Consider the following 26,195-nt stretch of genomic DNA (forward strand, 5'->3'; position numbering starts at 1 on the left):
ATTCCTTTCATGATTCGTATAAGTTTAGTTGAAGATTGGGAATTATCTCATGTAACTTCTTTTTTAGCCCATAGAAATTGTCCTCAATATCTTCTTTAAGTACTTTCATGTAGTGGTAATCAGTTCGATTGATAAAGTAGTCGCCCCGTGGTTCCGACTTATTACTGATAAAATCTTTCTGTGACACAACGTAATCGATAACGATTGTTTTATTTCGGATAAAAAGTACCCAATCTGGTTTTAATAAAAGGTCTTCATGGTAGAAATACTGTTTAGTCATTGCATGATCAGGTACGACATGCTTGATGTTACATAAATAAAAGAAGTCATCTACAATCTTTTTATCTTGTGAATCTAACCAATCACCGTCGAGACTTGTATAGCGTCCAAAATCAAAATCATCTTTACTGCTTACAAATGAAATAACTTCACGTTTTGTATCAGATAACTTAAGTTTTGCATAAACAACAATGGTATTCCCTTTTATAAAATCAGTAACATCTAAATTTTGCTGATCGAGAACATACTTCATGATAATTATTTTGTGATTAATGTAGGAGCCATCTGATGACTTCTCACCGCGTAGAGTAACTTCAACGTTTCGCTTAATTGTTTCTTTAGAGGAAAGTATTGTACCAACTATAAATCGCTTCCTCGATGTCAGCTTGCCTTTTGTATGCATATCTATTATTTGTTTGTAGCTAGGCACCAGCTCTTCTGCCTTAATCTTTTGGGCCGTTCCTCCTTCTGCGACAATAAATCGGAATTGGAGGACCTTATCGTACTCATTCTTGAGGAACATTGCATGAAGGTCATGGATGAATTTATATAAGGAATTTCCCTTAGATGATCTCATCAAGTCGAGGCTGGTTAGAAAGGAATCAGAAGCTATAGATTGGAGTGTCTTTTCATTAGACTGTTTTGCCGACTCAATATTAAGTGTAAAAACTGGGTTCTCATTGTTTTTACGATTCATTTGGACTACCTCGGAGCTTGATTCAACAATCTTCTCAATTTCATTCCCAAAATACTTACATGTGTGAGTTTTGCGATCGACAACTCTAAAGTGTGGTTTTCGATTTCCAGTTGATACATACGCCATTTTTCCTTCGCAAAAACGACAAGTGACTTCTCCATGTTTAGCTTCTCTGTAATACTCAGCTGAAATTTGTTTTTTTTCATAACCATATCTTGCCCACTGCATAAGTTAATGCCCCCTACATAAATATTTATGAAGTAGTCTGCGCATCAGTTGCATATAAAAATAAAAAGCACCCCAATACGTCTTTCGACATAAAGAGGTGCTTCCTCACATTCACGTTATTTGATTAATAAACATTATATCATATTTCCAAATTTAGATTAAGGTTTTTTTCCAAGACTAGTTGCTCTTTGAACCGAGTACATTATGTCCTTTTGGGAAAGTTTATTTATTGAGGAAGCTTTATATCCATAGGAATGTACTAACTGTACATTGATAAAGTATCGGTTGAATTTTGAATACACTACCCTATTATCTATTAATAAAAGATGCATGAGCTGTCCTCTTGTTTCAACGGACCATTTATCATAAATGAAAAGAAATACCACGTATGATAAGGAAAATAACAATATTAGACTTATCATTAGGGGGATTTTGATCTCCCAGGTTCGTGTAGCTGCGGAGAAAAATTGGATTGAATTATGTATTGTCCAGATCCCCGAAATAACTGTGAAAATGAATAATATAGCAAGAGAAAGACGTTCTTTATGAAACAGCTTTATTAAGTGCACGAAGATCATCCTCCGAAAACCCTAGCTTTCTTTCAGCAGCATCAAAAGCCAAAGAATTTAGGTGATAGTGAATTATGTTATCGAGCTCTCTGATCTCCCGTTTTGCCTGTTGTTTTTGTTCCACGTTACCGTAATTGATTAATCCAAGCAGAGCCACGTATTTCTTCATCATAACTGCAGCATCAATCGGCTCAAGTCCATGTGTTGTTGGTTCCATAGTGAAGTTATTCAACATTTATATCACTCCATAAGAGAATATTGTTCTGTTATACTTTATAGCGATCAAAGTGATTAATCAAATTTACAAGCAGTTATCCTGCTAAGTGCTTTAAATATCACCGTTCGCTAGTTAAATTGGTGAAGATCTCCTCGATCTCCGCCTTTCTTACAACGTTATTTGTGATATGATATTCTTCAAATAGCTTGGCATATAAATTTAATTTGTTTATCTCTCGCTCTTCGTTTTTAGTTAACTCAACATGGTTGTATTGCTTGCTACTTTCCATCAAAGTCTTATACTTTTCCTCAAGTTCGCTTCTAGTCACAATGTCATTTGAATTGTAATATTGCCAAATAATTTGCCCCATTAGCTTCTTAATCCGGAGAAGTTCTGAGCCAGATAAGTGAGATCCCATACAGAATACCTCCTTTTAAGAAGTATCATATCATAGTCGAGCATTTGCTTCAGTTATTTCTCTCCTGCAAAATAAGAGCTCTGTCTACGACAGATCAGCAAATCTTCTTTTTAATAGCCAGATTTACAGTTACGAAGTGTGGTTTATGGAGCATAAGAATGGCACCGGTATATTAGATCATCCATCGTCTGCCGCCCACCAACCAACCACATATGGATTATACATTATCCCGTGCGGGATTTTTATCAAGCTGTTTGCAAAAATAAAGTATTTGACTGAAAAATAAAGTCATCCGTTAAGCTAACGAGCAGGCTGCATTAATCATTAGATTTTCTCGGAGTAGAAGATTTCAATGGTAAAGGATATGAAGCATAATCTGTCGAATTTATTTGGGTTAGCCGCTATAGAAAGGAAGAATATGGAGTGATAGATAAAGAATATTACCTAAAGTTAAGTAAGGATGCACAGAAAAACTATGCTTTCTATAAGGAGGAAGCTGAGGCTGCTGCTGTTAGACGGGAATTTACTTCTAACAAGCGATATGATATTACTCCTTTTTGGTACGGTCGTGAAAGTACAGTTCCAGGGGAAGTTTCAGAAGTTGAAACCGACATATATTATGAGTTTGATAGCCAAAACAGACCCCTTATCTCAGCGAATGATGAATTAATTGATGGTTATACATACTCCGTTTATGAAGAAAACCGAATCACTACAAGATTGTACTTAACTGGAGAACTTTATTCAATTAAAGAATATTTAATAAAAGATGGATTCATTAATCGGTGCGTAGAATACTCTCCTCGATTTGATAAGTTGCAATATGAAGACTACATATATGAGGGTGGAAACTTAGTTCAAGTTTATCAGCCTGTTTACGAAAATAGTCCTTATTATTCTTCTCTTGTTCGAACTTATCTTGAATATGATAAGAAAGGTGAGCTTACACGAGTATTAGACGGTGATAAGGGAGTTATTTTTGTAAGAATGTCTACTGATGAGGCGGCACTACTACGGGAAGAAGTTAAAGAAGAGTTAAAATTAGCATTAATAGAAGTAGTTGATGCTGTATGTAAGGGGTTAGTAGATATACGTTGTTGTTTCTTGGCCATTTACTTGCATGATGAAGCTCATGGTGTGTACTCACCCATTTTTCATCCAGGATTGCAACATATCAGAGATGAGCAGATAGAAAACAATAAGGATTTTTGGACGATCTGGGCTTCGGGAGAGCATCCGGTGAATTATCAACAAGAAATTTCAGATCAAGAATTAATCACGAAGCTTAGAACACTTATTATGTATTGGCATAATACAGATACCTGGTGGGAAGAAGGTATGAAATTATGGCATGAGGTCACCTATGCTATAAATGCGACTGTTTGGTCCAAGTACCCATTACTCTCCGAATTACTCTCCGAGGATTTTGTTTTATTTGTCGATTGGGAAGGACTGGATGTTACAAAAGGAGAGCTTGAAAAGAGTATTCCACTGTCGAAAAGGAAAATGCTCAAATCTAAGGGATTATTACCAGTATAGAAACGATCACGGTATTCAATGTCCTCTCCGGCTATTTAATTATTGGGTGAATATAGGTACTATGTGATCCTATCTTCTTATGGATTAAATGGTTGTGTGGTAGAGAAGCAACTAGACATTATGGAGAAGCAGTAGAGTCTTAGGTTAGAAAAACTTGGAACAGTTTGTCCGTTGGTAGCTGCTCCATTCATTTTTCAAATTAATTAACGGGCAGTATAGTGAATATGGATGGGGCTGGAGCATTCTAGTTTCTCTAATGGAACAAACTTCATTAATAGTTACTACTGAGAGTAAAATTACTGGAGGAAACTTACTTGAAAAAAGCATCCCTGTTGCTTATGGTCATGATATTATTCTTTCTTTCGTATACTGCTGATGCACACCCAGGCAGAACAGATAGCTCTGGTGGACACACTTGTCGAACGAATTGCGGCAAGTGGGGGTTATCCACTGGAGAATACCACTACCATAACGGTGGCGGTTTATCATCTTCAGATGACGACGTGTCTTCAGACGAAGTTTCGGACGATAACGTTTCTTCAGAAAGGACTCAGGCGCAGCTTGAAGAACATTATGATGAGCTTGTTCAAGAAGGACATTATCTTGGATATAAACATGGTTACAACGAACTTTCGTTTTTAGACTTTCATCCAGATCAATTCGGGCAGTTATCTACGGCCGAATATAGCTGGTATAAAGCGGGATATGAAAAAGGCTATGAAGAAGGAAAAGCAATAAGAATAGAAGAGCTCAAGAAGAGTTCAAAGAAAGAGGGATATAAGTATGGATTAAGTAATGAAGAAATTTGGATTCCCGATCTTTATTTAGGTATTAAGTCGGTTAAAGAAGCATATGAGATAGGATTTCAGGAGGGGCGAGCTGAAGCGGTGGAGAAAATTGAACGAGCCTCTGAAGAGAAGGGGTACAAATCAGGTTATAATTTAATTCCATTCGCAATCCCAGAAGATCTGCCTAAAGTATTTGTAGATTCTTTCAAAAAAGGTTATACGAATGGTTACGAAGATAAAAAAGAAGCCGCCTTTCAAGAAGGTTACACCACTCATTTTAAACTAGTAGAATACAACCCTAATACATACTCAGATTATCCAGATATACAGCAAGCCTATAAAGAAGGCTTCGATTCGAACACTGAGGCGGATAATTATCGAAAAATTGCTTTTGAGACAGGAAGCCAAAATAAAGCCCTTTTTCTGCCAGATGAAATTCGTGGAGATGAAGATATTGTTGAATTATTTAATACTTACTACCAAAAAGGTAAAGATGAATGGAACAAAAAAATCAAGCTTTCCTTTAGCTTGATTATTCTTGCAGCCTTAACATTAATTATAAGTGGGTATTTTTTTTATCGAAGAAGAAAAAACTCTTCCTTATGAACTCATAGGGGAGTACAAGAAGAGATCAGTTTTAGCAACGGGTTACAGACCCAGGGAAACGTTCGAGCTGCCCCGGCTACTGACAAATACTCCACGGAATAAAAGTGGTAACCAGTAAAAACAGGATGACCTCATAATACGACGGGAAACGTTAGTTCAACAAAGACAGCGGCAGTCAAAAGACTTTATTTTCAGTCTTGGTCTGCCGTTGCTTCATTTTATTAGTCAGTCTAATACTTGTTTATCGAAGAGAGACGATTTTTCAAAGCATAAACCGCGTCAAATCATTACCTTCAGTCTACTACTTTATTTTCTCCGTACACAAGTCATGTACAATAATTTCTGGGTATTAGAAATCGCTTCTTTCTGATGCTAGAAGGAATACAGAATCCATCGTGTATGTATATCCGAATTGCTCCTGGTTGTCTTTCTTAGCGATATTCACCGGTTTTACAGAAGAGTACCAGTAAATATCTCTTCCTTTCTTCCTCTGCTCCAGTATTTTCTGTTCTATCCAGCTTATATCGAAGGTAGGCTCGATTACATTGAAAACCTTTCTGCCACGGTCGCTAATTATGAAACTCAATACCTCACGCTTTTGCATATATACTACCTCACTTATATGGTGTAAAGCCCTAGATGGCTTCCAGTGACAATATAAGGTTGTTAGGCTACTTTTTAACACGTTCATGTAATTAAATTTAAAATATATATTTGACACTTACAGTCTAACACACACAGAAATTGCCGAAATCATCGAAAGATTATAAAGAAATCTATTTTGAGTGTTAGAGATAAGCAAAAAAACCCGAACACATAGTGTTCAGGCTTTTTCGATTCTTTTCAATTAGCTACCGTCTCAAGTGTCAAGGTATGTAGTGCTCGATTAAACCCCGTTTTCCTTCTACGATCAGACTTTTCAGTATGGGTTTTCCGTTTTTTCGAAAACCTAGCAACCACTCGAATCTGGCTCACTTCCGTTTCCAATTCCTTCTTAAGTTCAAAAAGTTGAGTAAGTTTTTCCTCATATTCTGCTTTCTTTACAGTATCGATTGATTTCTCTCGTAGGTAATAGATCTTGTGTATGAGTTCCACTATTTCGCTTAAAGTTTGGTTCGAATCCTCCATAGTTTACACCTCGGCTACTTTTTATGGTTTTAGAGCTTCAATCTAAACAACTTCAGTGAGCTAAAGTTTATCTTTTCCATCTTTGATACCGATGAGTTTCTGATATTCTTCATCAATAGTTTTAGCCTCGACATCAGAAACTTTGGACAGAGCATTTTTAGCTAGGTAGGTAAGCCCATTGAAGCCTGCAAGTACTGATGTGCCGATAATCTTAGCATATCCAACTGGCTCAAAGAACGAAAATGCAGCCAAAGCCGCAGCCCCACCAATTACAAAGTCACCAAACAAACCAGGAATAAAGAATCGTTTTTTCCCTACCTTCTTGATGTAAGGCAGTAATACCCCACCTTCCAACTTCGATGCAACGAAAAGATTAGTTAATCCTCCGACTACAAACGCGATTAATAATTCCACAGAAATCCCTCCTTCTAAATTAGAGTTAATTAAAAAAACCACCTTATGAAGTATTAAGAAAACACTCAACCGGTGGGAGGCATTTAGCTATTACTCAACAAAAAAAGGTCAGAACAACCCCGATTCTAAGTCAAAGACACAAGAAAACTAGTCTTGGTCAATTAATCCAAATGGATTATTAGAATGCGGATAGTCGCCTGACCTTCCGTAAGTTAGAGAAAATGATAAATGGTATATCAGTATTATAGATGAGTTAAACTTATTTTTCCATAGAAAAAAAGCCACGACGGATCATCCCCGTGGCTTCTATGTAATTTATTCTTAGGAGACCAATACTTGAAATGGTATTTTTTCATCTGATCTCATATTAGGTAGCTTTGTCTCAAGCGCTTCCTCAATAGCTGCAGATAATTTCATATTGGATGTGATGCTGCCGCATTTGGAGCATTTATGCTTCGGAACCGATTCAACTACAACCCGCATACTGCTTTCGCACTCAGAGAGAATGAATTCTTCATTGCGATTAACCGAGATCATTTCCTTTACATCGTGACAAGAAGTGCAATACGCTTTATAGTCAGGTACGGATCTTTTATCGCTTAATATTAGTCCTTTAATGTATTCCTGAGTATCACCGTTGGTATACATTGCTGCTTTAATCTTCAACATAATCAGTTCCTCCTCAGTTAAGTTCAGAGAACTTAACGAGTCCGAATTGAGAGCCATCTGGATTCCCCCTCGCGGATTTCGCTAAGTCCATTATACATGGATCGACGATCATTGGATAATTCAGTTATATACATAATTTAACGTAGAATTTCGATCACAAAAGCAAATCTGATTTTCATAGGTATCATCCCACTTAAATTTACGAGAAGCGGGGTCCATTACGGTAATTATGGTCCAATCTAGAAGATTGCTTTTGTGGGTCGCGACAATGAGATGTATCGGCCGCTCATAATCAACAGATGTCTTGAAACTGTACTTTAGTACAAAACGGTATTCACCAAAAACTTTGTTATAGGAAGAACTAATCATTTTTCCTTTAAGAAACGCTTGGATCAATTGCGTTCTTGAATACATTCTAAAGTTTTCCCGTTCTGCCGAGTGGGAATTTTCAATCATACTAAGCCTGGTTCCTTTATTGCTCTGAGCGGCTTTAATAATTTCGATATTCTGAGAATAAAATCGTTCTTGAATGTTACTTCTTCGTACCATTTCATTTCTACACTTTTCAGGGTTTTTACATGAAAACAATTAATTCGCCTCCCATATTTTTTTCATTAAAAAACCGCAGCGACTTATCAGCTACGGAGGTAATTAGGTCTTCTATTCAATTTCATAGAGAACTCTTTGATAGTCATCTTTTTGTAACCTTGCTTGGTAACCTTTAGCCAAACTCTGATTTGTTCAGGTAGGTTTTTTAATACTTTAGCAATCGTTACCTCCACCTGAGCTTTGGATCCGTTAAGTGCTATGATCGGAATTTCAAGAGGGAACGCATTTATATATGAATTAAATTGAATAAATGCGTATATCCTGTCCTCTGAGTATGTAAATACGTTCATTACTTCTGCCCAAGATATTTGATGATCTGATGCTACCTTTTTGATGAGCATATCCGCAAGACAGAACGCTCTAAAATGGAGAACTCCTTCATGAACGGTCGGAATTTGAAATGAAAGTTCGGCCAACTCACTACTCACTCCCATTGCTGCACATAATTCATTAAAGAATGTTTGTTTCATATAACTCCTCCTTATAATAAAAAAACCCTTAAGGAGGCTATGGTCTGGTAGAAGACAGACTTAGGCACCTTAAGGGTGAATTATTGATTAGAAAGTCCCATATCGCATGACGTGGGATAAAAAAATAGAATGTTCAAAGGTATGAAATTATTATATCACAGTTACTACGAATTACGGAATAAGGTGCTTTTAAGCCATTTCGAAATCTTCCCAGATCTCAGGTGCCTTATGACCAACCCGAATCGTTATACGTGCATCTTCAATTTCCCCTGCAGTATCATCCATCCATAGTCCAATATTATTGTTGCCCTGCTCCCACTCTTCAAGCAGCTTTGAGTCAATGGAACTCCGGATGTTATCGTTAGTAAAATCTACGTCCGAATCATGAGTTTGTAAAAGAAGTTTATAACGAAAATTCAATTCCGGAGCTGGATACAGCATTTCTGAGGACAGCACGAGGGTAGTTGTAGTTACAAGGGAAACATATCTAAGTATGTTTAATGCTTGAAATACAATCTTTTCTACCATCGGATCAATCCCGTGCCGTAACAAGTCTTTAGGTAATTCAACTACCAAAAGCATCTGCTGCTGAGCATCAGTTTGACATGTAAATGACCAAAAAGACCAAGCAGCTGTGAGGAAGTCCAGAGCTTGTTCGTAGATATTGTTATCCGTGTTAATATAAAACTTATATCCTTGATCGTTAACTTGTATCCATGTGATTTGGGAGAGACTGTTTAAGGAAGCAACTAATCCTTCCTTATGTGGCGTTTCTTCGCTAAGACCTTCTATTGCTCTCCTATAACCCTTTAATGGTCCCTCAATATGAGGTCTAAAGCTAATTGGAGGGAGGAGATCTCCTCGCGGAATATCCAGTATCTTCGCCTGCAGATTAAAGTAAGAGGACGAAAAAAAATGACGGTTATCAATAAAAACTTGGCGATCATCGAAGTGCTCGGGAGGGTCAGAGAATTCTTCTACCCAAGGGATCGTATTCAGTACAGTAGACTTCCCAAACTCTGGCTTTTCTGTCGAGATCATATAAACACAATCCTGATCTCTTCTGCTCAGCAACTCAGTTATCTCAGAAACAATCCTGCGACGTGGTGAACGTTCCTGGTCACCAATAATAGCAAGTTGAGCGTGCTCATACATCCACCATCCCCAAGCCATTTCTCCATCTCCGTGATAGTAATTCCCCAGGATAATGGGTTTCTGTATATCTTTCTTCATTTATTCTCCTCCTTAATAAAAAAAAGCACAGCCGTCCCATAAATTTATCAGGATCGGCGGTGCTTCCGCTTTTGATTATATTCGATTAATTCAATTATATAGCATTTGGAAATCATAAACAACGAGTATTCTATTCAAGAAAAAAAGAAGAAAAGGAGCCCTAGTTTGGGCCCCTCCTCACTCATTCTTTGATGAATCAGTGCGTACCATATGGTCTATAATCATCATAAGATGACTTGTTGGCATCATAGAATACTACATCACCATCTTGCAGCAAGAATTGGACGCCATATGGATCTGTAATTACATGGTCACGAGTTCCATCTGCTCCGTCAAATCCTTCCATATCCCACCATTGGTTGTTTAAAGGACCGTGAATGTATTGAAGGTGAGGATTATCTAGGTTTGCATTAGGTATCGTCTCAATGTTGAAGTTGACTGTGATATAACCGTTCTTCAAGAAAATAGGTGATTTATCATTCAAGCGGTTGCTTCGTCCATATGCAGCTAGATCTGTACCTTTCGGCACAGCATACACAGCAGCTGGCAGGCTGTATTCCCCATACCATTTCTGTTCAGAAGCATTGACTCTGGCTGGTGTTGCATTTGCATTGCTAGGTCGCTCAAAGGTGTTAATGAAGGTCCGAAGTGGAGAAGGTAGAATTTGCACATCGTATCCTCCAACGTATGTTGGTTCTGTCGACCGCTTCACGAATGAGTTAATGTATTGATCTCTTGTCATCGTCCAACCTGAGTTAAGATCATAGATAGAACCTGCTGTACTAATGATGTCGGTGTAAGGTACATTGCGCAGACGGGTATTCATAGTAATTTCCCTCCGCTCGACATCTTCTGTCGAACCTATCTTTATGAACTTTTGGTTTTGAGAATGATAATATAAATCAACTTCAACACGATTAGCCGGTGTTAATGGGTTATTATCTTGGAAGTAGAACTTCGGAGTGATTCTTACCGCGTCCTTATCTCCAAACAAATTCCCTTTAGTCTTCATTTCAAATTTGAAATGATACCCCGACTTTACTGCGACACTCTTGTAGTTTGCAAGAGGATGGCTTCCTCGTCTGATTGGTAACTGATACGGAAATACTGAACCATTCGGAGCTGCATCAATCCCGTATGGACCAACCGAATAGGATGTACCCTTTGGAATACTACTTCCCTTCCCAGTCCGAAACACTGTTTCCCAGTTCGGGTCAGCAATATCAGTGATTTTGAAGTCGTAAATTCGTCCTATAACCTCTACTGGAACTGTGTCTGTCGCAACGTGATTGGCCAGATTTAAGTTCGCATCTTGCTCCGTAGTAAATCCAGTGTTCGGAGAGTTTTCAGCAAAGGAGCGATAATAAACAGTGTAGTTCCCTTCATCTACCCATTTCGGTAAATAGAACGTGGTTTCGATTTGAGTAACCGGTATTTCAATCCAAGTATTGGCTGGATAAAAACTGTTCCTGTCTGCTGAATATACGTCAAACTCAAATCGGACTTGCTTCAATTTAATGTACTTCGCGTAGTCCCTATTCCCGTATCCTGGAATGTTTCGATGTTGGCCACTTGTAGGAATGCTTACCGTAAAAGGTCTATCCAAAATAAAAGCCCTTCTAGAGTAATTCGGAATCGTCTTTTGGTTATGAGCAGCATCGTCAGAAGCATTGGCATACACCACAGTAGGAGTATGAACCGTTACACTATTGATACCACTGATTGCAAAATCGGTATTCGAACCACCGTTCACATTACCAGGCAGAAGGTTATAATAGATTCTTCCTGAACTTGGGATATTGCTTCGGTTTAAGAATGTACTGCTTATCATGTTATTAGGCTTATATAGCACATTCTGTCCAATTGTTGACGGACTAGGAATATTTGAAGGTGTAGGTCCATCCTTTGTAGCTTCAGCATCATTCATGATCGTAGAACCATTGAAAACGACTTTATCATTTTTGACTTTAGCTTCTGGAGTGTCACCTTCCGCCATTCCTTTTAGTAATTCTGTGTCATCAGGTACTTCTGGTGGAGAGTTTAGTCCCCCCTTTAAAACTGGTGGAGTGTAACTTATACTCGCTCCTTTTCCAGGAGTTACATGAGATTCAACAGATGGATCATGCTGGGATACTAGTGACGGGGAAGTATACCCGCTAGGATTCATTGTGACTTTCCCACTAGGCAATGCATCATTTGACATGTCCGCTCTCGATATCTCGTATACTTCCAAATTGTTGATCTGCCAGTAAGAATAGTTACGTGTAAAGGTAAACGAGTAAGGTTTATCCGCCGTGTCTGTTTTAGGTTCAGGTGGTCCTGGCGTACATTCTCCTTCTTCACCTTCTGGAGGACAAACTTCCTCTCCAGGAACAGTCCATTCAAGAGCGTAAGTTACATCAACATTGCACTCGTAAGTAATAGTCCCAGACATTTTAGCCCACACATGCTTGAACAAATAATTATCAGCAAATGCATTGGTATAAAGAGATTCAGATGTTGGAATACCCTGTAATACATCAAACTTCTCTGATCCTCTACTATCTGCTCTGATTACACCATTGGTATTTGGATTCATATCAGACATGCTTGTGGTTGAAACTTGAGATGGAGTACCTAGTGTGTATGTACAAGCGCCGCCGCCACCTGGTTCTCCACCCCCACCACCAGTTTCCTCGCCTACAGTAACCGTAGTGGTTGTTGTTAATCGGTATCCGTCCTTTTCCCAAAGGACTTTAATAGTTGTTGTTCCTTTACTTTGAGCTGTAACGAGTCCATTACTATTTACTCTTGCAACACCTGGGTTAGATGACTCCCAAGTGGTTGTCCCGTTTCCTGCAGATATAGTAGTTTCACTACCAAAATTACCATCACCATTTTTAGTTTTCACTTTGGCGGTCAATTGTTTGGTTTGTCCAGTAGACAATTGACCGCCATCGGTTAGGCTTATTTCTTTGGTTACTTCTGCTCTACCTCTCCAATAAAGGTCAGTGTAAATATTATACACAGCATTAAATTTATCCCCGTTATATGGACCATAACTTTGAGGCTCTATTGCTCCGCCGATTTGTGCTGTGAATTTTACTCGCTTACCGGTAAAGGAATCCACACTTACTAAGATTGGTAGTCCTGGTGTGTAATAGTTATCGTTGTCCATATAAATTGGATTCTGAGTACTTTCAACAAGTTCAGTTGATAAAACCCTTTCACCATTCTTATCCTTCCATTCGGATGGGATATAATATGGTGAGCTTAAATCAAGATCAACACATACCAAAGATGAGACAGGTTTATTTGTGAGAGAGTTATTGGTCAATAATTGCCCATTACACGACCCATCAACTCGCCACTGCAAATTATCCTGTTGCCATATATAAACCCCAATATTGGTATCCGCCACACCTTCAGCAGGTATGACTTTCTTTTGAGTCTTTGCTGGTGAAGAAGGCTCAAAATACGGAGCCTCTAATGCTGGTTTTTGACCAGGTCCTCCACCCGCAGTTACTGAATTTATAGGGATAAATATTAAGAAAAGTAAGCTTATTGTGATGAGTTGTTTTATAAAATTATTACGGTAACTCAATGACAATCATCCTTATTTATTTATTTTGGGATGACATCAAACACGGTGCCATCTTCTGAAACAAGACTAACTCCCGTTCTTAGTGATTTATCAAAATGCAACAAACCAGTTCCCCAGTAGATTGGAGTCTTTACAGTAAATTCTCCGCGCGATGTTGTAATTTTACTAGTAACAGGTATTTGATATTCTTTAGACGATTGAGAATTAGGTGAAATTGCAGCAATAAAACTAGGAGAACTCATTAAATTTCCTGCTTGTACTTGTGTCATAGAAGCACTGGTAATACTCAAATTAAATTCGGCAAATGAGTAATAAGATCCGCGCAGTGGTTTATCTCCTTCATCCAAGAAAACTGAATAATATATGCTTCTTTCTTCACCTTTAACATATGGATTAACGAGAATCCAATTTTTAATTTTTACTGTTGCATAGTTTCTCTTTGTTACCAATTCTTTGTTTCGGATTTTCGAGAAATCATCAGTTACTTTACTATAATCGTAATTTGTAGGGAACTTTTCCTCCGGAGTTTTCACATATTTGGGAACAATGGTTTTTATGTTAGTTCCTGTTAGTCCAATTTCCCTTAGTTCATTTAAAGCCTGTAGATCACTAGGATCTTTCTTAGCAACATTGGTATAGCGAGTAAGTAAGACTGCCACTTCAGCACGAGTTGTAGTTTTACTTACACCAAAGCTCTTATCGCTACCCACACTCATTAATCCCGTCCCCATAGTCACGGCCACTGCATTTTTTTGTGCAGCTGGCATTTTACCCTCAAAATATTCTTTCGCTGGTATTACCGTATTAGTAACATCAGACAATGCTTGCTTAAAGTCGGGATGAACGGCAGCAAGTCCTTGTGCAAGCCATGTAGCCATCTCTCCACGCGTAAGGGCCGCATTTGCATTTAGTTTATTACCATATTTAGAAACACTAATGAAACCTTTCTGTACTGCTGCGCTGACAGCACTCTTAGCCCAAGTAGGAACATCACTAAAGGTTTTACCAGAAGCTACTGTAGGCTGCCCTTCAATACGACTTAGGATTACAGCCATTTCCGTCTTTGTAATAGGTGAACTCGGTTTAAACGAACCATCTGTGTAGCCTTTCATATATCCGTTTTTTACAGCAGATGCGATCGCTGATGCAGCCCAATGAGTGGACGGGACATCTTTAAATTTCAAACTACTAGTGATAGAACTAGCTTCGGCAAGCGGTTGAGTAATTGTAAAACTCCCCGTTAATAGTGTTAATGCGGCAATAGTAGATAAAACAACTTTTTTCATTTGTTTCTCCTTTCGAGACGATGGTTTTATAGAGAAATTAACCCTTATCTCTATAATAAGCTGAATTGTTAAGGTGCACGAATTTTACACCACATAAAATAATATCGGTATAAATCATTAAATATGGTAACCAGCTCCTTATATGAAATACAAAAAAAGCACGCTAATTGCCTAAGGGCAAGAAGCGTGCTTCGCTTATATTTGATCCAAATGGATCATATTCAGTTTATTTATACAATAATATTAAATGATAGGATAAATGCTGTCAAACTATAATTAAGGTTACTATCGTAGAACTCAATTGCTTCGATAAAACTTGTTATTATTGCCTATTCCCGACAGTACAATCTAGGGGTATATAACCGTTGGATGCAGCTTCTTTTTCTGATCCAAAGACTTCTGAAGTAGTAAAATCAGAAGTACACGAATTTGCGGAATAATAGTACTTTCTGCCGTTGGCAATAATGCCGTGATATACTGGTGTTTTAACAAGCCGACTTCCACCTAACGCATAGTTATTATAGTAATCCTGCCCCATAGGAATACCTTGTACAAAAGATAGTACTCCAACATCGTTAATGGTATTATTCCACTCTTCTTGGCTAATAAGTGGGAGTGTGAAAGTGTAAGCTACACCATATTTTTTCGCAAAGTTGTTGTATTGATTAATGTAATATTCAAGGTCATTCTGTATTGCCTTTACAATTGTAGATCTTCTCACCTGTTCAAACGTATTTGCATCATTTAATAATGATATTTCAGCTAATGATGATATCTCTCCTCTGAAACCTTCAAACCATTGTTGATCGGAATTACGGTTTACTGTGACAAAATCATCAAGTGTAAACGAAAAAGAGTTTCCATACTGATCTGCATGTGCATACGGCTTCTTTGGACTCCATACATGCTTGAGTTCGGTTTGACCATCTGCATTGGTGTACTCGTCCATATAATACACATAGTATCCATCATATCCAACTATCGCGATAACAGGTACATAAGATTGGATAACTCCTTGTCCAACTGGATCATTAAATACTCCAAAGTTTACATACATTGTATTGAAGAAGGTTTGTACAGCTTCCTCTTTATTAATCCGAACTCGCTTTTGGAATTCGTACTGAGCTTCTTGACCTTGGCTAGCATTTGTCATTAATGCTTTTGCCGCATCCTGTGTTGCTGTATCGATTGCATGATTATATCGAAGCTCAAGAATAGTGTTTTTTCGGTTATGCTCAACGTTCATATTATTAATAATGAAAAATGGAAGCAGAATCACGGTGAAGATAATTGTAAATTTAATAGTCTTCATTTAACACCATCCCCCCATAAGGGATGACAATCTTGCTGTTTGGAGAATTAATTGTATTTGTCAGAATGTCATTTATAAGGGTGGCAGCAGTTCGGTTAGTATTCTTCACAGTTACATTAAAGAAATCGCCAGCTGCCAACTTGTATACGCGGTTAGGATGATCAATTCCATCAGTTGATGTTCTCGGGAAGAGTTTCTCGTTTATTTGAGCATTGTAAAATCCTTCGTAGTTTACGTTGTAGCCACCGAGAAATTCCCCGGCATCGCTGTATATGGGGTCATAGCGTTTGTGTAAGTGTTCCATTTGAATATCATATGTGTTACCTGTTAGAGTTAATTGATCTGAGAATTGGTTGTACATTGTTGGAGTGATAAAACCCTTATCTCTTACTGAATCGACGAATTGAGTTACTGAATTGAGTACAACGATCTCTGAGATATCATCTTGCTTGTTTAATGAATTAGAAATGGGCCATATGAACATAAGCGCTAATGCAAGTATCAAGCCGAAGACTTTCTCGAAATAATTCCACACGATCTACATCCCCTTTTTAATTAAACCGTAACAAGGTCAATATTCCTTTTGAATCTCGAACGTAAGTAGGAGTATAGTTTTTAGCAATATTGATACCCGAAACATTAACGGTGCTAGTATCCAATGTTTTGGGATATAGAACGCCATCAACTACTATATCAACCCCAATATCTTTTATTTTGTAAATCGACTGACGAACTTCAGCCCCAGTCACTATGTATTCTGTTGGAACCTTAAGAGTGGTAGTAATACTGCGATCGGATTGTTCAGTCATTGTGTATGTCATTTCGTTTGTATCAGCAACTGTTTTGAAAAGATAGTATGAAATAGATAAGGCAGCTACAAAAATGAATGAAGCGAACGCAAGATATATTGCGGATCTTGTATTCTCACCAAGTCCCATAATGATCACCCTTGTATTTAACTAGGGATGGCTAATTGAGCCCATCCCCTAGCTATTTTGAATTAGTTTTGTGTGAAGATGAGACCACGAATCACATTGCTGTTATCTTTGATAATTTCCGCTTTAAACTTACCAGACGGATTAATATAATCATTGCTCGATTCGTTTGCAGCATTAGTCAGGGTACCCGTTGTATTATTTGACGTGATAGAACCATATCCTGTGCTTCCTACAGGCACAGTTGTGTTTACAGTTTTAAAGTACCAAGATCCAGTTGGGTTCTTACCAGTGATGACTTGAACACCAAACTCGCCCTTATCTTGGAACTTACGGAGTGCGTTTACAACTTGGCTACCTGATACGGTCGTGCCATCATAGACTGTGAAAGAGGTTTGTGCTAATTCCGTTTGGATTTCAGAGAAACTTGTTTGAGCTGTTTTCGTTGCATCTTGAGCGGAAGTAAACATTAACACTGCGGTCGTTATTAAAGCAATAGCCAAGAAAAGTCCTGCTGCCATTAATAATGCTTTTTGTGCATTACTCATTTTTGATATTCCCCTTTATTATAAGTTTTGTAATTGTTCGGAGTAGATTCTCATTTGTGAATAGCTCATGTACATAAGTGGTATTACAAGATAAAGAAAGATGACAGTGTATAGAGGGGCGAATCCGAGCAATCTGCCCCAACTTGCCTTTTCTTCAATAGTTCTTTCGTAATCCTGTTTTCTTTGTTCAAAATAATAAGCTCGCTCTGTTTCAAGATCATCAAAGGCTTGCTTAATAGGGACACGGGAGACAGCCAATTGTAATTTCTCAATGGTCCTTACTAATGGAGTAAATGGAGCATCCATCTTTAATTTTTCGAGCGCCTCTTCAGCTCCACTTTCATAGTTAAGTACGCATGTATGTAACGGAGCTTTGAAAATAGAAGCAAACCGTGCCATCCACTCAAGTATAATCTCCACTGAGACGCGATCGATTTCGCTTAACATTGCTATAATGGTATGGAATTGATCCACTTCATTCTGCATATCCATTGCCCTTATACGTTTTTGGAAAATCAGAATCCAATATGGTATGTGGTATCCTACGTAACCCAACACTAAGCAAACTAGCACTTCCCACCACTTGAGATATTCAGAATTGATTTGATCAATCTTTGCAATTATTCTTTGCGTTGTATTGTTGAGCAAGGTATCGTTGGTGGCAACTTCTTCGTTCTGCTTGACCAATTGAACAACTTCGTTGTGCAAATCATCCTTTTTCACCCCCTTCAATTGATTAATGATATTGCTATCAAAATCAGTGGTGGATTGAGCAACTTGCAACTCTTCTGCGGTCATCCGACCGAACAATGAATCATTTCTAGTTGGGGCCTCCATCACGTTTTTGACCGTAATTGTGTGCATCATTGTAAAAGATATCAAGAGTCCTATTGATAGACCAACGGATAACATTAATCTATGCAGATAATGCCACTCCATAGGAATACCGGCATTAGCATCTTTTAAAAGCTTACTTATTTTATAGTGAGCAGCAGTTCGCTTAGCTGGTTCTAAGCGATCAACAAGCCAATCGACTCCAGGTATTCGAAATGCGAATTTCTCCCATGGGTGCTTTCTTACTTTGGCAACATATGTGCCTTCTTGCTGATCCTGCATTTTTTTTAGCAAGATATACGAGAGTAAGATAACAGCAAATATCACTATTTGGATAAGGAAACCAGCTTTACCTGAATAGAATTCTTCCATTGCGGGGAAGTAATTCGATGCCCAAATCTCAATTGGTTTAGTAAATATAATTGGTGTAATCGCTACAGCAGTAAGTCCTTTAAATAAATAGTTCAGTTTAGTCCTTTTCAAAATTTCCAAGTTAATTTCGCTTGTAAGTTTATTGAGGTTGTCCAGAAACAACGATCCATCTTTCACGACCTTATCACCGAACTCTTTAACCAGAAAGCTCATACCAGCGAATCCTTTGAGAAACCGATTCGGCGCCTTCTCGTAATAAGCAGCCAGGCTTTCTTCTGGTTTGTCTGATACTAGGACTTCATAAATTTTCTTTGCATGAAGAGACGCTTCATAGGACGATGTTTCTGATGCTTCATGTAGAGCCTCTTCGATCATTCCATGCTGATGATAATGGTGACGTACGTCCTTAAGTAAATCTCGAAGCTGAATTAGTAATCGATCCTCCACCCTATGAACAAATGTATCGATTAACATACCATTTATAACGATTGCAGCTAGTAGCAGCATGAAAACAAATGTTAAATCATGATTCATTAGTAAAAGTACTATTACAAAGGTGGCCATGATCCCTAGCGTATAGAAGACAATTTTCATTGTCTCGCGTCGCATAGTCAGCTCATCATATGAATGAATTGCTTGAAGTCTCCTGCGTATCTTTTGGATGTAAGACCGTAGTAACGGGACCTTGTTATATGCCATATACGAGTCTAAGAGGAGCTGATTAACTCGTTGCTTCCATTTAGACTTCCCCGTTCCAGTAAGTTGCTTAAAATTTGAATAGATTTCTTCAGTTCCGTTTCTCTGTAACTTTCGAGATACAATTTTATAGATTACATAGAGGACCACACCGAGGAACATCGATACTACGGAAATAATAACGGCTAGCTTCTCTGTATCCATGCTTCCTCACCCCCATTAATATTGGATGACCAGTGTTCGTCGATAAATTGTTTGAACTCCATTTGATCTACGTCAGACATATGTGCCAGCATTTCAGATTTGTTTCTTTCAGAAATTGGATTGACAGCGATATATCCACCAGTACGATATTCGATTATATTTCTTTCAGTAAATACTCTTCTATCCGTTTTTCTTCGGAAGTACTCCGTAGCGGTTTCCATAAAGGCTCCAACTTTCTCTTCTAAACCCTCAAGTTCTCGAAAATCAGTAGGATAATCATCCTGATAATCGAGTGGTATACATTCCGTGATTCGTTCTATGTAACGAAAACCGTTTGGATCGCGCTTAAGGTGAATATCAAAGTTTAGTACACTTACAACTTGCTCCTCAGCTATTTTTTCATCAGTAAATATATTCGTTTTCAGCAAGGAGTTGCGAATTGAAAATACCAGGTTTTTAAATGTCTTGGCATGATGAGTGAAGAGACTGAATAAGCTGGCTACTTGTGCTGTCTGAATCATATAAGCAGCTACAGGATCTGTTGCAAGCTCACCGAGTATATTTACGTCCCCATCAGTTTTCTTAGATAGATCAAGACCTGCTTGTCCGGATATGGTTTCAGTTTCTCGAAAAGTGAGAATGTTGCGATCTCCGTATATTTTCCGAAGATGAAGTTCAAAAGCTGTTTCTTGAACACGAAGTCTGTATGTCGCATCGATATATTTAATCATTGCCATGAGAAGCGTAGTTTTCCCTGCACCTTGTGGTCCAGTGATGGCCATAACCCGAGCTCCTTTAACAAGAAACTTGATGGCATCAGAAACCAGCTCACGACCTACGATTGTTTCAGGTATCAATTGATCAAGAGTCGCATTGGCTATATCGAATTTCCTTACAAAGAAGGCCCATGATTCAGAAAATCCAGGACGTACAACTACCACACGAGACCCATCTTTCATATCGTTGACTTTAAAACCATTTGAATCAGACAGTTGTCCAGGGTTGTTATATCTATATATGTTCTGACATACGCGCTTCAATTCAGACTCAGTTCCAAATGTGAGGTAAGCTAAGTGAATCGGCTTCCCTTTATAGAAGACCCAGATGCTATCGTGACTATATTTGGTTGTCTTCTTTTTCAGCTGGCCTGAGACGAATGAGAGATCATAATCGTCTAGATCTACTTGATCTATGGGAACACCCGATACCCCGCCGGATACCCCATCAATCTTCATGTCTCTGATTTCGTCAATTACACTTAAACCTTTATATTGCTCATAGATACGCTGAACGATAATCTGGAGTTTGTCCTCAAAAGAAAGAGGCTTGATCTCCTTTTGGTACACCTCGTGAATCTCGCTGTCAGTAATGATATAAGAAGAAACTGTTCCTCCCTCAATCACGTTTTTCAATTCTGCGAGACCGTGTGCTTCAAAAAGAGCGCCTAGTGCGTTAGAGCCATGTTTCTTTTTATAAAGATGTAGAAGTATATCGTGCTTATCTTTAGAAGTTAGTAATTTTTTATTATCGAATGGTATGACCCTATTGATGTTCTCATCGTTTAACCCATAAGTTTTCAGTAGTAAGTCGAATATGGTGTTTTTTACATAATTTTTATCTTGGAGATCGCCATAAGGACTATTTTTTAAAGCTTTCTGCAGCTGTAACCTTTGATTCATACGACGAGTATATTCCTCTTCAGATAAACCTAGATCGTCGATGTTACTTGTTGTCATTTCATTAAGGCAAGTTTTTACGTACTCGATCAATCCCTCGAATGTATACTTCTTATCCAGTTTATGTGGGTCTTTGCGAGGGTTGCGATTATCCGTTAGTTTAAAGAAAATGAGAACCCCAACAAGGAACAACATGATCAGGATGAGTGATATATTAAGCAGCGCTCCTGCACTCATGAATCATGCCCCCTTTTCACTAAAAATCTTCGTATCAAGACCGACCGCATCAAGTATCCCTTTCGAGAATCTACGAACTTCGCTCATAAAATAATAATTATCGTGAGAGTTCGTGATATTCTTATTTCTCAGAAAGAATTCAATAACTGTCTTATCGTTCAAAGAATCCATAAAACCAGTGCAGTGAGGAACAGTAAAAATAGGAACCTTCGGTTTAAACATACGGCTGATATTTGATAGTGAATATTTCGAATGTCGATCATATTGTCCAAGTACAATTACATATGTCTTATCTTCCAAGAATGGTGGAGGACTATTAAAGAACTCCTCCAGTACGGCTCTGTTCTGATTTAAACTAACAACCACAAGATCTGATGGCTCCAAGACCACGTTTGAGAACTTATTCTTAATGCCGCTATTGACATCTACTAAAGTGAGATTGTAATAGTTCTTCGCAGCATCTAAAATTGTTTGGATTACATCAAGGACAGAATTAAACATCTCTTCGTTAGGTTTGGATGTACCTCGTAGTAGTTCCAAGCGATCCTTTAGAATGGTATCCGTATAATCCTTTACAGCTGTCGGAGCAAGTTTATCGCTCTTCGCTAATAGCTCGAGAGCGTCGATGCCCTTCCGCGTGTATTCTATATTTTCCGAACTTTTTTTGTCTTTTAGAAACGTCGACTCAAGAGAAGACATTTCCCATTGAGTATGGCAAATGAGTGTACGAGTTACGTATTCGATACCTAGTATGCTCGACGCCGCAATCATATTTGCTGAGTTACCTGTTTGACCGTGGCGGCCGCTCCAAAATGCTATTTGCCCCATCCGTATGACCTCCTTATAACTTGTTTCATGACAGCTTTCATTTCCCGTGTCTCCATATCTGAGAGCGCCTCGCTTAAGTCCTCGAGAGCTCTTTTGTAGTGACGCGATAATTTGCGAATGTTGATCTTTCCTTCGTGTTGATTATTGACTTTAATAGAATAATCAATCTCATCGAAGTAAAGTTCTATTACTTCTTCAGCCCATTTGATTGGCAATGGTCCTAATACAGTCTCTAAATATTCTGACGCTAGATCGGACTCAATGCCATTAACGACGATTTTTGTGAATTGTATTTGTTGCTCATCCTTTTCTGTTTCCTCATATAGGGTTTGAAGGGACCTTATCGTCTTATCGAGGGACATCTTTTCACTAGATGTTGCAATGTATTTATGATCGAAACGTTGGAAGTCGTTCCACTCAAGAAATTTATTACCGCTGAAGTGTAGGATAATTGATTCATATTGATGATGTTCTACCAAATATTCATCCAACTCTTTTATATCTTCAAACCCTACGGCAACATCAAATTCTTCAAACTCAACTACCTTGATGTTCTCATTGGGTAGTGGAGTACCGTACCGGATGTATCTTTCTTCAGTGCCGTCAACAAGAAGCACTTTTTTTCCTGAAACCGTTAATATTTTACTCGCATATTGCAGCAGATCGCTTATATCCGTGGAACCAATGAATAATGCATTCTTCATAGGAGGCTTCCTTTCTATTTAACTAGCGGTTGTTCAAAAACATCTTGTTGTTTCTGAATATCATCAGCAGATTGGTCATTTTGCGAATCGTTCGGCTGTACTATTTGATCCTCTTGAATTCCTGAACTTGTCGGTTGTGATTCAGGTGTCACTAACGGAGTACTTGTGTCTACAGGAGTACCATCTGATCCGACACCGCCTCGCGCTTCGGAAAGCGCCTGGTTATTTTGCTCATTTGTTATTCGGTTATTTGCCACTTCTTGTTGGAGAATCAAGCTTCCATTCTGAATTTTCATCCGATCAACTTCAGATATTTGTGAGAGATTGTTCTCGAGCGTATTTCTTGCAACTTTACCTAGCTGTTCTGTTGCCTTTTCTAACACGTTTGGATTAGATTGTATTAGGTCGATTACCTTCGCGTTTGCAGGATAATTCGGGATTGCTTTGTCTTGCAAAAACGGATCGACATAGGTGATTGCGTAGAGCTTTGCTCCCTGTAGGTAAGCATCTACGATAGCACTGGACATAACCAACAGTTCTGACTCATTAATGTCGTACCAGACAGTCGTACCAGACAAGTCTTCGACCTTTTTCTTAGAAAGCACTACGAAGTCTTCACCAGTAGGGAATGATATCCGTACATCGACGTACTGTCCTTTCTGGAGTTTCGTTGGGAGAATCATGACATTATATTCATGGAAACGAAGATCAGCTGGTGTAGGACCTTCATTAAACACCATGGAACTAATAATCGGTGTATTTTCACCAACATCAATCTTTACAACTTTACCTACAAGATCATCAGGGTTTTGAATCATATTGGCTGGAGCATCTTTTTCTGAGATTTGCACAGTTTTTAGATTTTTCTCCGTAAGTTTCACACCGGCTTTCAACTCTCCCGAAGAGACAACAACGCTTTTCTTAACGGCAAGTTCCTGCTGTAAAAGTTGTTCCGTTTCTTGCAATTTCTGCTCGTATTCAGACCTGATCTGTTTCTTTTCCTCTGCTTGCTGTTTATATACGAATACAGCCCCTCCAGAAAAAATGACACCCATAATGACTGCTCCTGCTACGCCAGCTGCTAACAGGTTTTTCGTACGTTGCCTGATTACTGACACGTCTTACACACCTCTTCCTATAAAGTGAAATACATCGATACTCCTGCAAATACAAGTATCCCGAGAATTGCAATGCTGATTTTGATTATCTTACGTTTTTTTGTTACTCGACCTTCAAATAGTTCATCGAAACATTCCCCCGTGTTATCCTGCTCCATAAAGGGATCTGGATGATAAGGGATGGCTCGAACTGAAAATTCTTTGATTTCGCCCTGGATATCGTCTATTGTTTGTTTTTCTACGAAGGGAATAAGGAATTTCCATCTATGTTGAATATCAGCGCGATTTAAAGTTATAAATTTTTTCAATGTGTGCTGCTTCCATTCACTCCCCGACCCTACAAGTAGCTGCACTCCCGCACGATGAAACTCTTCAATATAGTTAGAGTTTTCATAGAGACCAAGATCCAAAACAATATGTGTATGTTCTGATGTTAATTGTGAAGCCATGTCTATCTCATCGTCGTTCTTGACAAAGGTAACTCCGTTAATTTGGAATTCGTCAGATCGATTCAAATCTACGTTTTTACCTTCGTAGGATTTCTCGATATAGACATATTCGCTGTTGCCACTACATTCGATTAACTTTACTTGATACCCCTGCGATGCAAAGTAATTAGCAATAAGAATCGCTGTATGCGTCGTCCCTACTCCTCTATCAATTCCTGCTACAGCAATTATCTGTTTGCCTATGATACGATCTCGGACAATCACCTTTGGTTTCACAGGAGGTAAAGTCCAGAGGAATTCTTCTTCTTCGAGATCTTCCTCTAATATGTCAGGCAATTGTAAGTTTTCCGTACCCTTTTGCTTCCCATACTCCAAAGAATTAACAGTTGTTGTTGGAGAACTCTCGTCGGTGATTGTTTGAGAATCACTATTAATAGTAGGAATACGTTTTTCTTTAGGTACTGCCTTTGCTTCTTGTTTTTCATGCATGCTTTCTTTAGCAGAATTAACATTAATTGTGATGGACTGACCGCCGTTTACAAATCTCCTCCAGGGGATATCTTTGTCGAACTCACGAAATTTCTTTACTTCGTTGTAAAGCATGGGATGATCAATACAACGAATCAACTGTTTGACATTTAAAGACTCCGACTTTTGCGCAGACTTTGCGAATATGTTGTAGATGCCCATCGATACTAACTCAGCTAATAATGGATGACCCTGTGTTTCATCTGACAGGAAGATGATAGAGGTCTCACTAAAGTCATCTCTTATTTTCTCGATTACGTCTGCTAAAAACTCAAGCCGCTTATCTTTTCCTTTCTTAGCCATTGAACTGTTAATGACCAATCCATCTAGCTTAAAATCAGGTTGGTTTTTGAAAGAATGAAGGTCTTCAATAAGATGCTCTATGATGACATATACTCCGAGAACATTTATCCCTTCAATCTCAAAATGTTTCTTTAAACCTTCACCAAGGTCTGGTTTAGGAGTCGCAATGATAACATTGCGTTTTCGTTCACGCTCTGTTTCATGCTCCATTCATTGCATCCCCTTTCTGGTTCGTCCAGATGGAAGTACCCAGAACTCTTTCTATATCCTCAATCTCCTTGTCAGTCGGCAACTCTAACTGATTTTCCAAACGACTTATTCTTACCTGATAAGAACCGACCTTCTCTGCAAGTTCTTCTTGAGTTAGGTTTTTTCTGTTCCGGTATGTTCTCATAAGTTCTCCTGGTGTTAAATCCATTGCCTCTACTCACCCCTTTCTAGAGGGTTTATGAACATAAAAAAAGCACGCTAAATGCCTTTTGGCATTAAGCGTGCTTCGCTTTTCGAGATCCGCTAGGATCATATTCGGTTTATTTATACAAACAATAATAGTTGATTGATTTGAAGGTGTCAACAGGTCATGAATAATTAAACTGACTAATAATAAACTGAATACTTTTTTATTCATTTATTTACACATATATCTATTCTATTTACTAATTATGTTTATATTTAAATCTGTGTGACTATTTGTATTCTTGTTTATATTCAATAACGT

At 38.3% G+C, this 26,195-nt stretch carries 23 protein-coding genes; 2 read left to right on the plus strand and 21 right to left on the minus strand.

Going from position 1 to position 26,195, the window contains the following annotated elements:
* Positions 1–7 precede the first annotated feature (7 nt).
* The 3 genes from ACFQ3J_RS25045 to ACFQ3J_RS25055 all read right to left on the minus strand — a co-directional run bounded on the left by ACFQ3J_RS25045 (position 8) and on the right by ACFQ3J_RS25055 (position 2,408).
* Positions 8–1,204 (minus strand): hypothetical protein, encoded by a 1,197-nt coding sequence (locus ACFQ3J_RS25045; RefSeq protein ID WP_090727783.1) that lies wholly within the window; start codon positions 1,202–1,204, stop codon positions 8–10.
* 543 nt (positions 1,205–1,747) lie between these two features.
* Entirely contained in the window at positions 1,748–2,008 is a 261-nt protein-coding gene (locus ACFQ3J_RS25050; RefSeq protein WP_090727786.1) for a hypothetical protein, read from the minus strand.
* Between the two features lie 100 nt (positions 2,009–2,108).
* Positions 2,109–2,408 (minus strand): hypothetical protein, encoded by a 300-nt coding sequence (locus ACFQ3J_RS25055; protein ID WP_090727787.1) that lies wholly within the window; start codon positions 2,406–2,408, stop codon positions 2,109–2,111.
* 423 nt (positions 2,409–2,831) lie between these two features.
* Here ACFQ3J_RS25055 and ACFQ3J_RS25060 point away from each other — a divergent pair, with 423 nt between their 5' ends.
* Positions 2,832–3,947, plus strand: coding sequence for a hypothetical protein (locus ACFQ3J_RS25060; protein ID WP_090727789.1), 1,116 nt, complete (start codon positions 2,832–2,834; stop codon positions 3,945–3,947).
* Positions 3,948–4,261: 314 nt separating this feature from the next.
* Complete coding sequence (locus ACFQ3J_RS25065; protein ID WP_090727790.1) at positions 4,262–5,341, plus strand: YHYH domain-containing protein; 1,080 nt, start codon at positions 4,262–4,264, stop codon at positions 5,339–5,341.
* Between the two features lie 349 nt (positions 5,342–5,690).
* Here ACFQ3J_RS25065 and ACFQ3J_RS25070 read toward each other — a convergent pair whose 3' ends face one another.
* From ACFQ3J_RS25070 to ACFQ3J_RS25155, 18 genes are all read right to left on the minus strand, one after another.
* Positions 5,691–5,945, minus strand: coding sequence for a hypothetical protein (locus ACFQ3J_RS25070; RefSeq protein ID WP_090727792.1), 255 nt, complete (start codon positions 5,943–5,945; stop codon positions 5,691–5,693).
* Between the two features lie 584 nt (positions 5,946–6,529).
* A complete protein-coding gene (locus ACFQ3J_RS25075; protein ID WP_090727795.1) occupies positions 6,530–6,883 on the minus strand; it encodes a DUF4257 domain-containing protein in 354 nt (117 codons plus the stop codon).
* 321 nt (positions 6,884–7,204) lie between these two features.
* Positions 7,205–7,552 carry a hypothetical protein gene (locus ACFQ3J_RS25080; protein WP_139237043.1) on the minus strand — a complete coding sequence of 116 codons (348 nt, stop codon included), beginning with the start codon at positions 7,550–7,552 and terminating at the stop codon, positions 7,205–7,207.
* Positions 7,553–8,187: 635 nt separating this feature from the next.
* Positions 8,188–8,631, minus strand: coding sequence for a hypothetical protein (locus ACFQ3J_RS25085; protein WP_090727799.1), 444 nt, complete (start codon positions 8,629–8,631; stop codon positions 8,188–8,190).
* A gap of 189 nt (positions 8,632–8,820) precedes the next feature.
* Positions 8,821–9,864, minus strand: a complete 1,044-nt coding sequence (locus tag ACFQ3J_RS25090) for a hypothetical protein (RefSeq protein ID WP_090727801.1) — start codon at positions 9,862–9,864, stop codon at positions 8,821–8,823.
* Between the two features lie 196 nt (positions 9,865–10,060).
* Positions 10,061–13,447 (minus strand): DUF5704 domain-containing protein, encoded by a 3,387-nt coding sequence (locus tag ACFQ3J_RS25095; protein ID WP_244533621.1) that lies wholly within the window; start codon positions 13,445–13,447, stop codon positions 10,061–10,063.
* Between the two features lie 20 nt (positions 13,448–13,467).
* Positions 13,468–14,733 (minus strand): S-layer homology domain-containing protein, encoded by a 1,266-nt coding sequence (locus ACFQ3J_RS25100; protein ID WP_090727803.1) that lies wholly within the window; start codon positions 14,731–14,733, stop codon positions 13,468–13,470.
* A gap of 322 nt (positions 14,734–15,055) precedes the next feature.
* Entirely contained in the window at positions 15,056–16,045 is a 990-nt protein-coding gene (locus ACFQ3J_RS25105; protein WP_090727804.1) for a hypothetical protein, read from the minus strand.
* Positions 16,032–16,580: a hypothetical protein gene (locus tag ACFQ3J_RS25110; protein ID WP_244533623.1), complete on the minus strand. Its 549-nt coding sequence runs from the start codon at positions 16,578–16,580 to the stop codon at positions 16,032–16,034. Before ACFQ3J_RS25110 ends, ACFQ3J_RS25105 begins: the two co-directional genes overlap by 14 nt.
* Before the next feature lie 16 nt (positions 16,581–16,596).
* Positions 16,597–16,983, minus strand: a complete 387-nt coding sequence (locus ACFQ3J_RS25115; protein ID WP_090727806.1) for a hypothetical protein — start codon at positions 16,981–16,983, stop codon at positions 16,597–16,599.
* Positions 16,984–17,045: 62 nt separating this feature from the next.
* Entirely contained in the window at positions 17,046–17,528 is a 483-nt protein-coding gene (locus ACFQ3J_RS25120; RefSeq protein WP_090727807.1) for an ABC transporter permease, read from the minus strand.
* 18 nt (positions 17,529–17,546) lie between these two features.
* Positions 17,547–19,634 (minus strand): hypothetical protein, encoded by a 2,088-nt coding sequence (locus ACFQ3J_RS25125; RefSeq protein WP_090727809.1) that lies wholly within the window; start codon positions 19,632–19,634, stop codon positions 17,547–17,549.
* Positions 19,616–21,547 carry an ATPase, T2SS/T4P/T4SS family gene (locus ACFQ3J_RS25130; protein ID WP_090727811.1) on the minus strand — a complete coding sequence of 644 codons (1,932 nt, stop codon included), beginning with the start codon at positions 21,545–21,547 and terminating at the stop codon, positions 19,616–19,618. Before ACFQ3J_RS25130 ends, ACFQ3J_RS25125 begins: the two co-directional genes overlap by 19 nt.
* 3 nt (positions 21,548–21,550) lie before the next feature.
* On the minus strand, positions 21,551–22,375 hold the full coding sequence (locus ACFQ3J_RS25135; RefSeq protein WP_090727812.1) for a hypothetical protein: 825 nt from the start codon (positions 22,373–22,375) through the stop codon (positions 21,551–21,553).
* The gene (locus tag ACFQ3J_RS25140) at positions 22,363–23,079 is read right to left on the minus strand and encodes a hypothetical protein (protein ID WP_090727814.1); all 717 of its coding nucleotides are present in this window, start codon (positions 23,077–23,079) and stop codon (positions 22,363–22,365) included. Before ACFQ3J_RS25140 ends, ACFQ3J_RS25135 begins: the two co-directional genes overlap by 13 nt.
* A 14-nt stretch (positions 23,080–23,093) precedes the next feature.
* Positions 23,094–24,197 (minus strand): SAF domain-containing protein, encoded by a 1,104-nt coding sequence (locus ACFQ3J_RS25145; RefSeq protein ID WP_090727816.1) that lies wholly within the window; start codon positions 24,195–24,197, stop codon positions 23,094–23,096.
* A 17-nt stretch (positions 24,198–24,214) separates the two neighbouring features.
* Positions 24,215–25,687, minus strand: coding sequence for a hypothetical protein (locus tag ACFQ3J_RS25150; protein ID WP_090727817.1), 1,473 nt, complete (start codon positions 25,685–25,687; stop codon positions 24,215–24,217).
* On the minus strand, positions 25,677–25,895 hold the full coding sequence (locus ACFQ3J_RS25155; RefSeq protein WP_090727819.1) for a helix-turn-helix transcriptional regulator: 219 nt from the start codon (positions 25,893–25,895) through the stop codon (positions 25,677–25,679). Before ACFQ3J_RS25155 ends, ACFQ3J_RS25150 begins: the two co-directional genes overlap by 11 nt.
* Positions 25,896–26,195: the final 300 nt, after the last annotated feature.

The sequence above is a fragment of the Paenibacillus provencensis genome (genome assembly GCF_042678545.1).
Lineage (GTDB): Bacteria > Bacillota > Bacilli > Paenibacillales > Paenibacillaceae > Paenibacillus > Paenibacillus provencensis.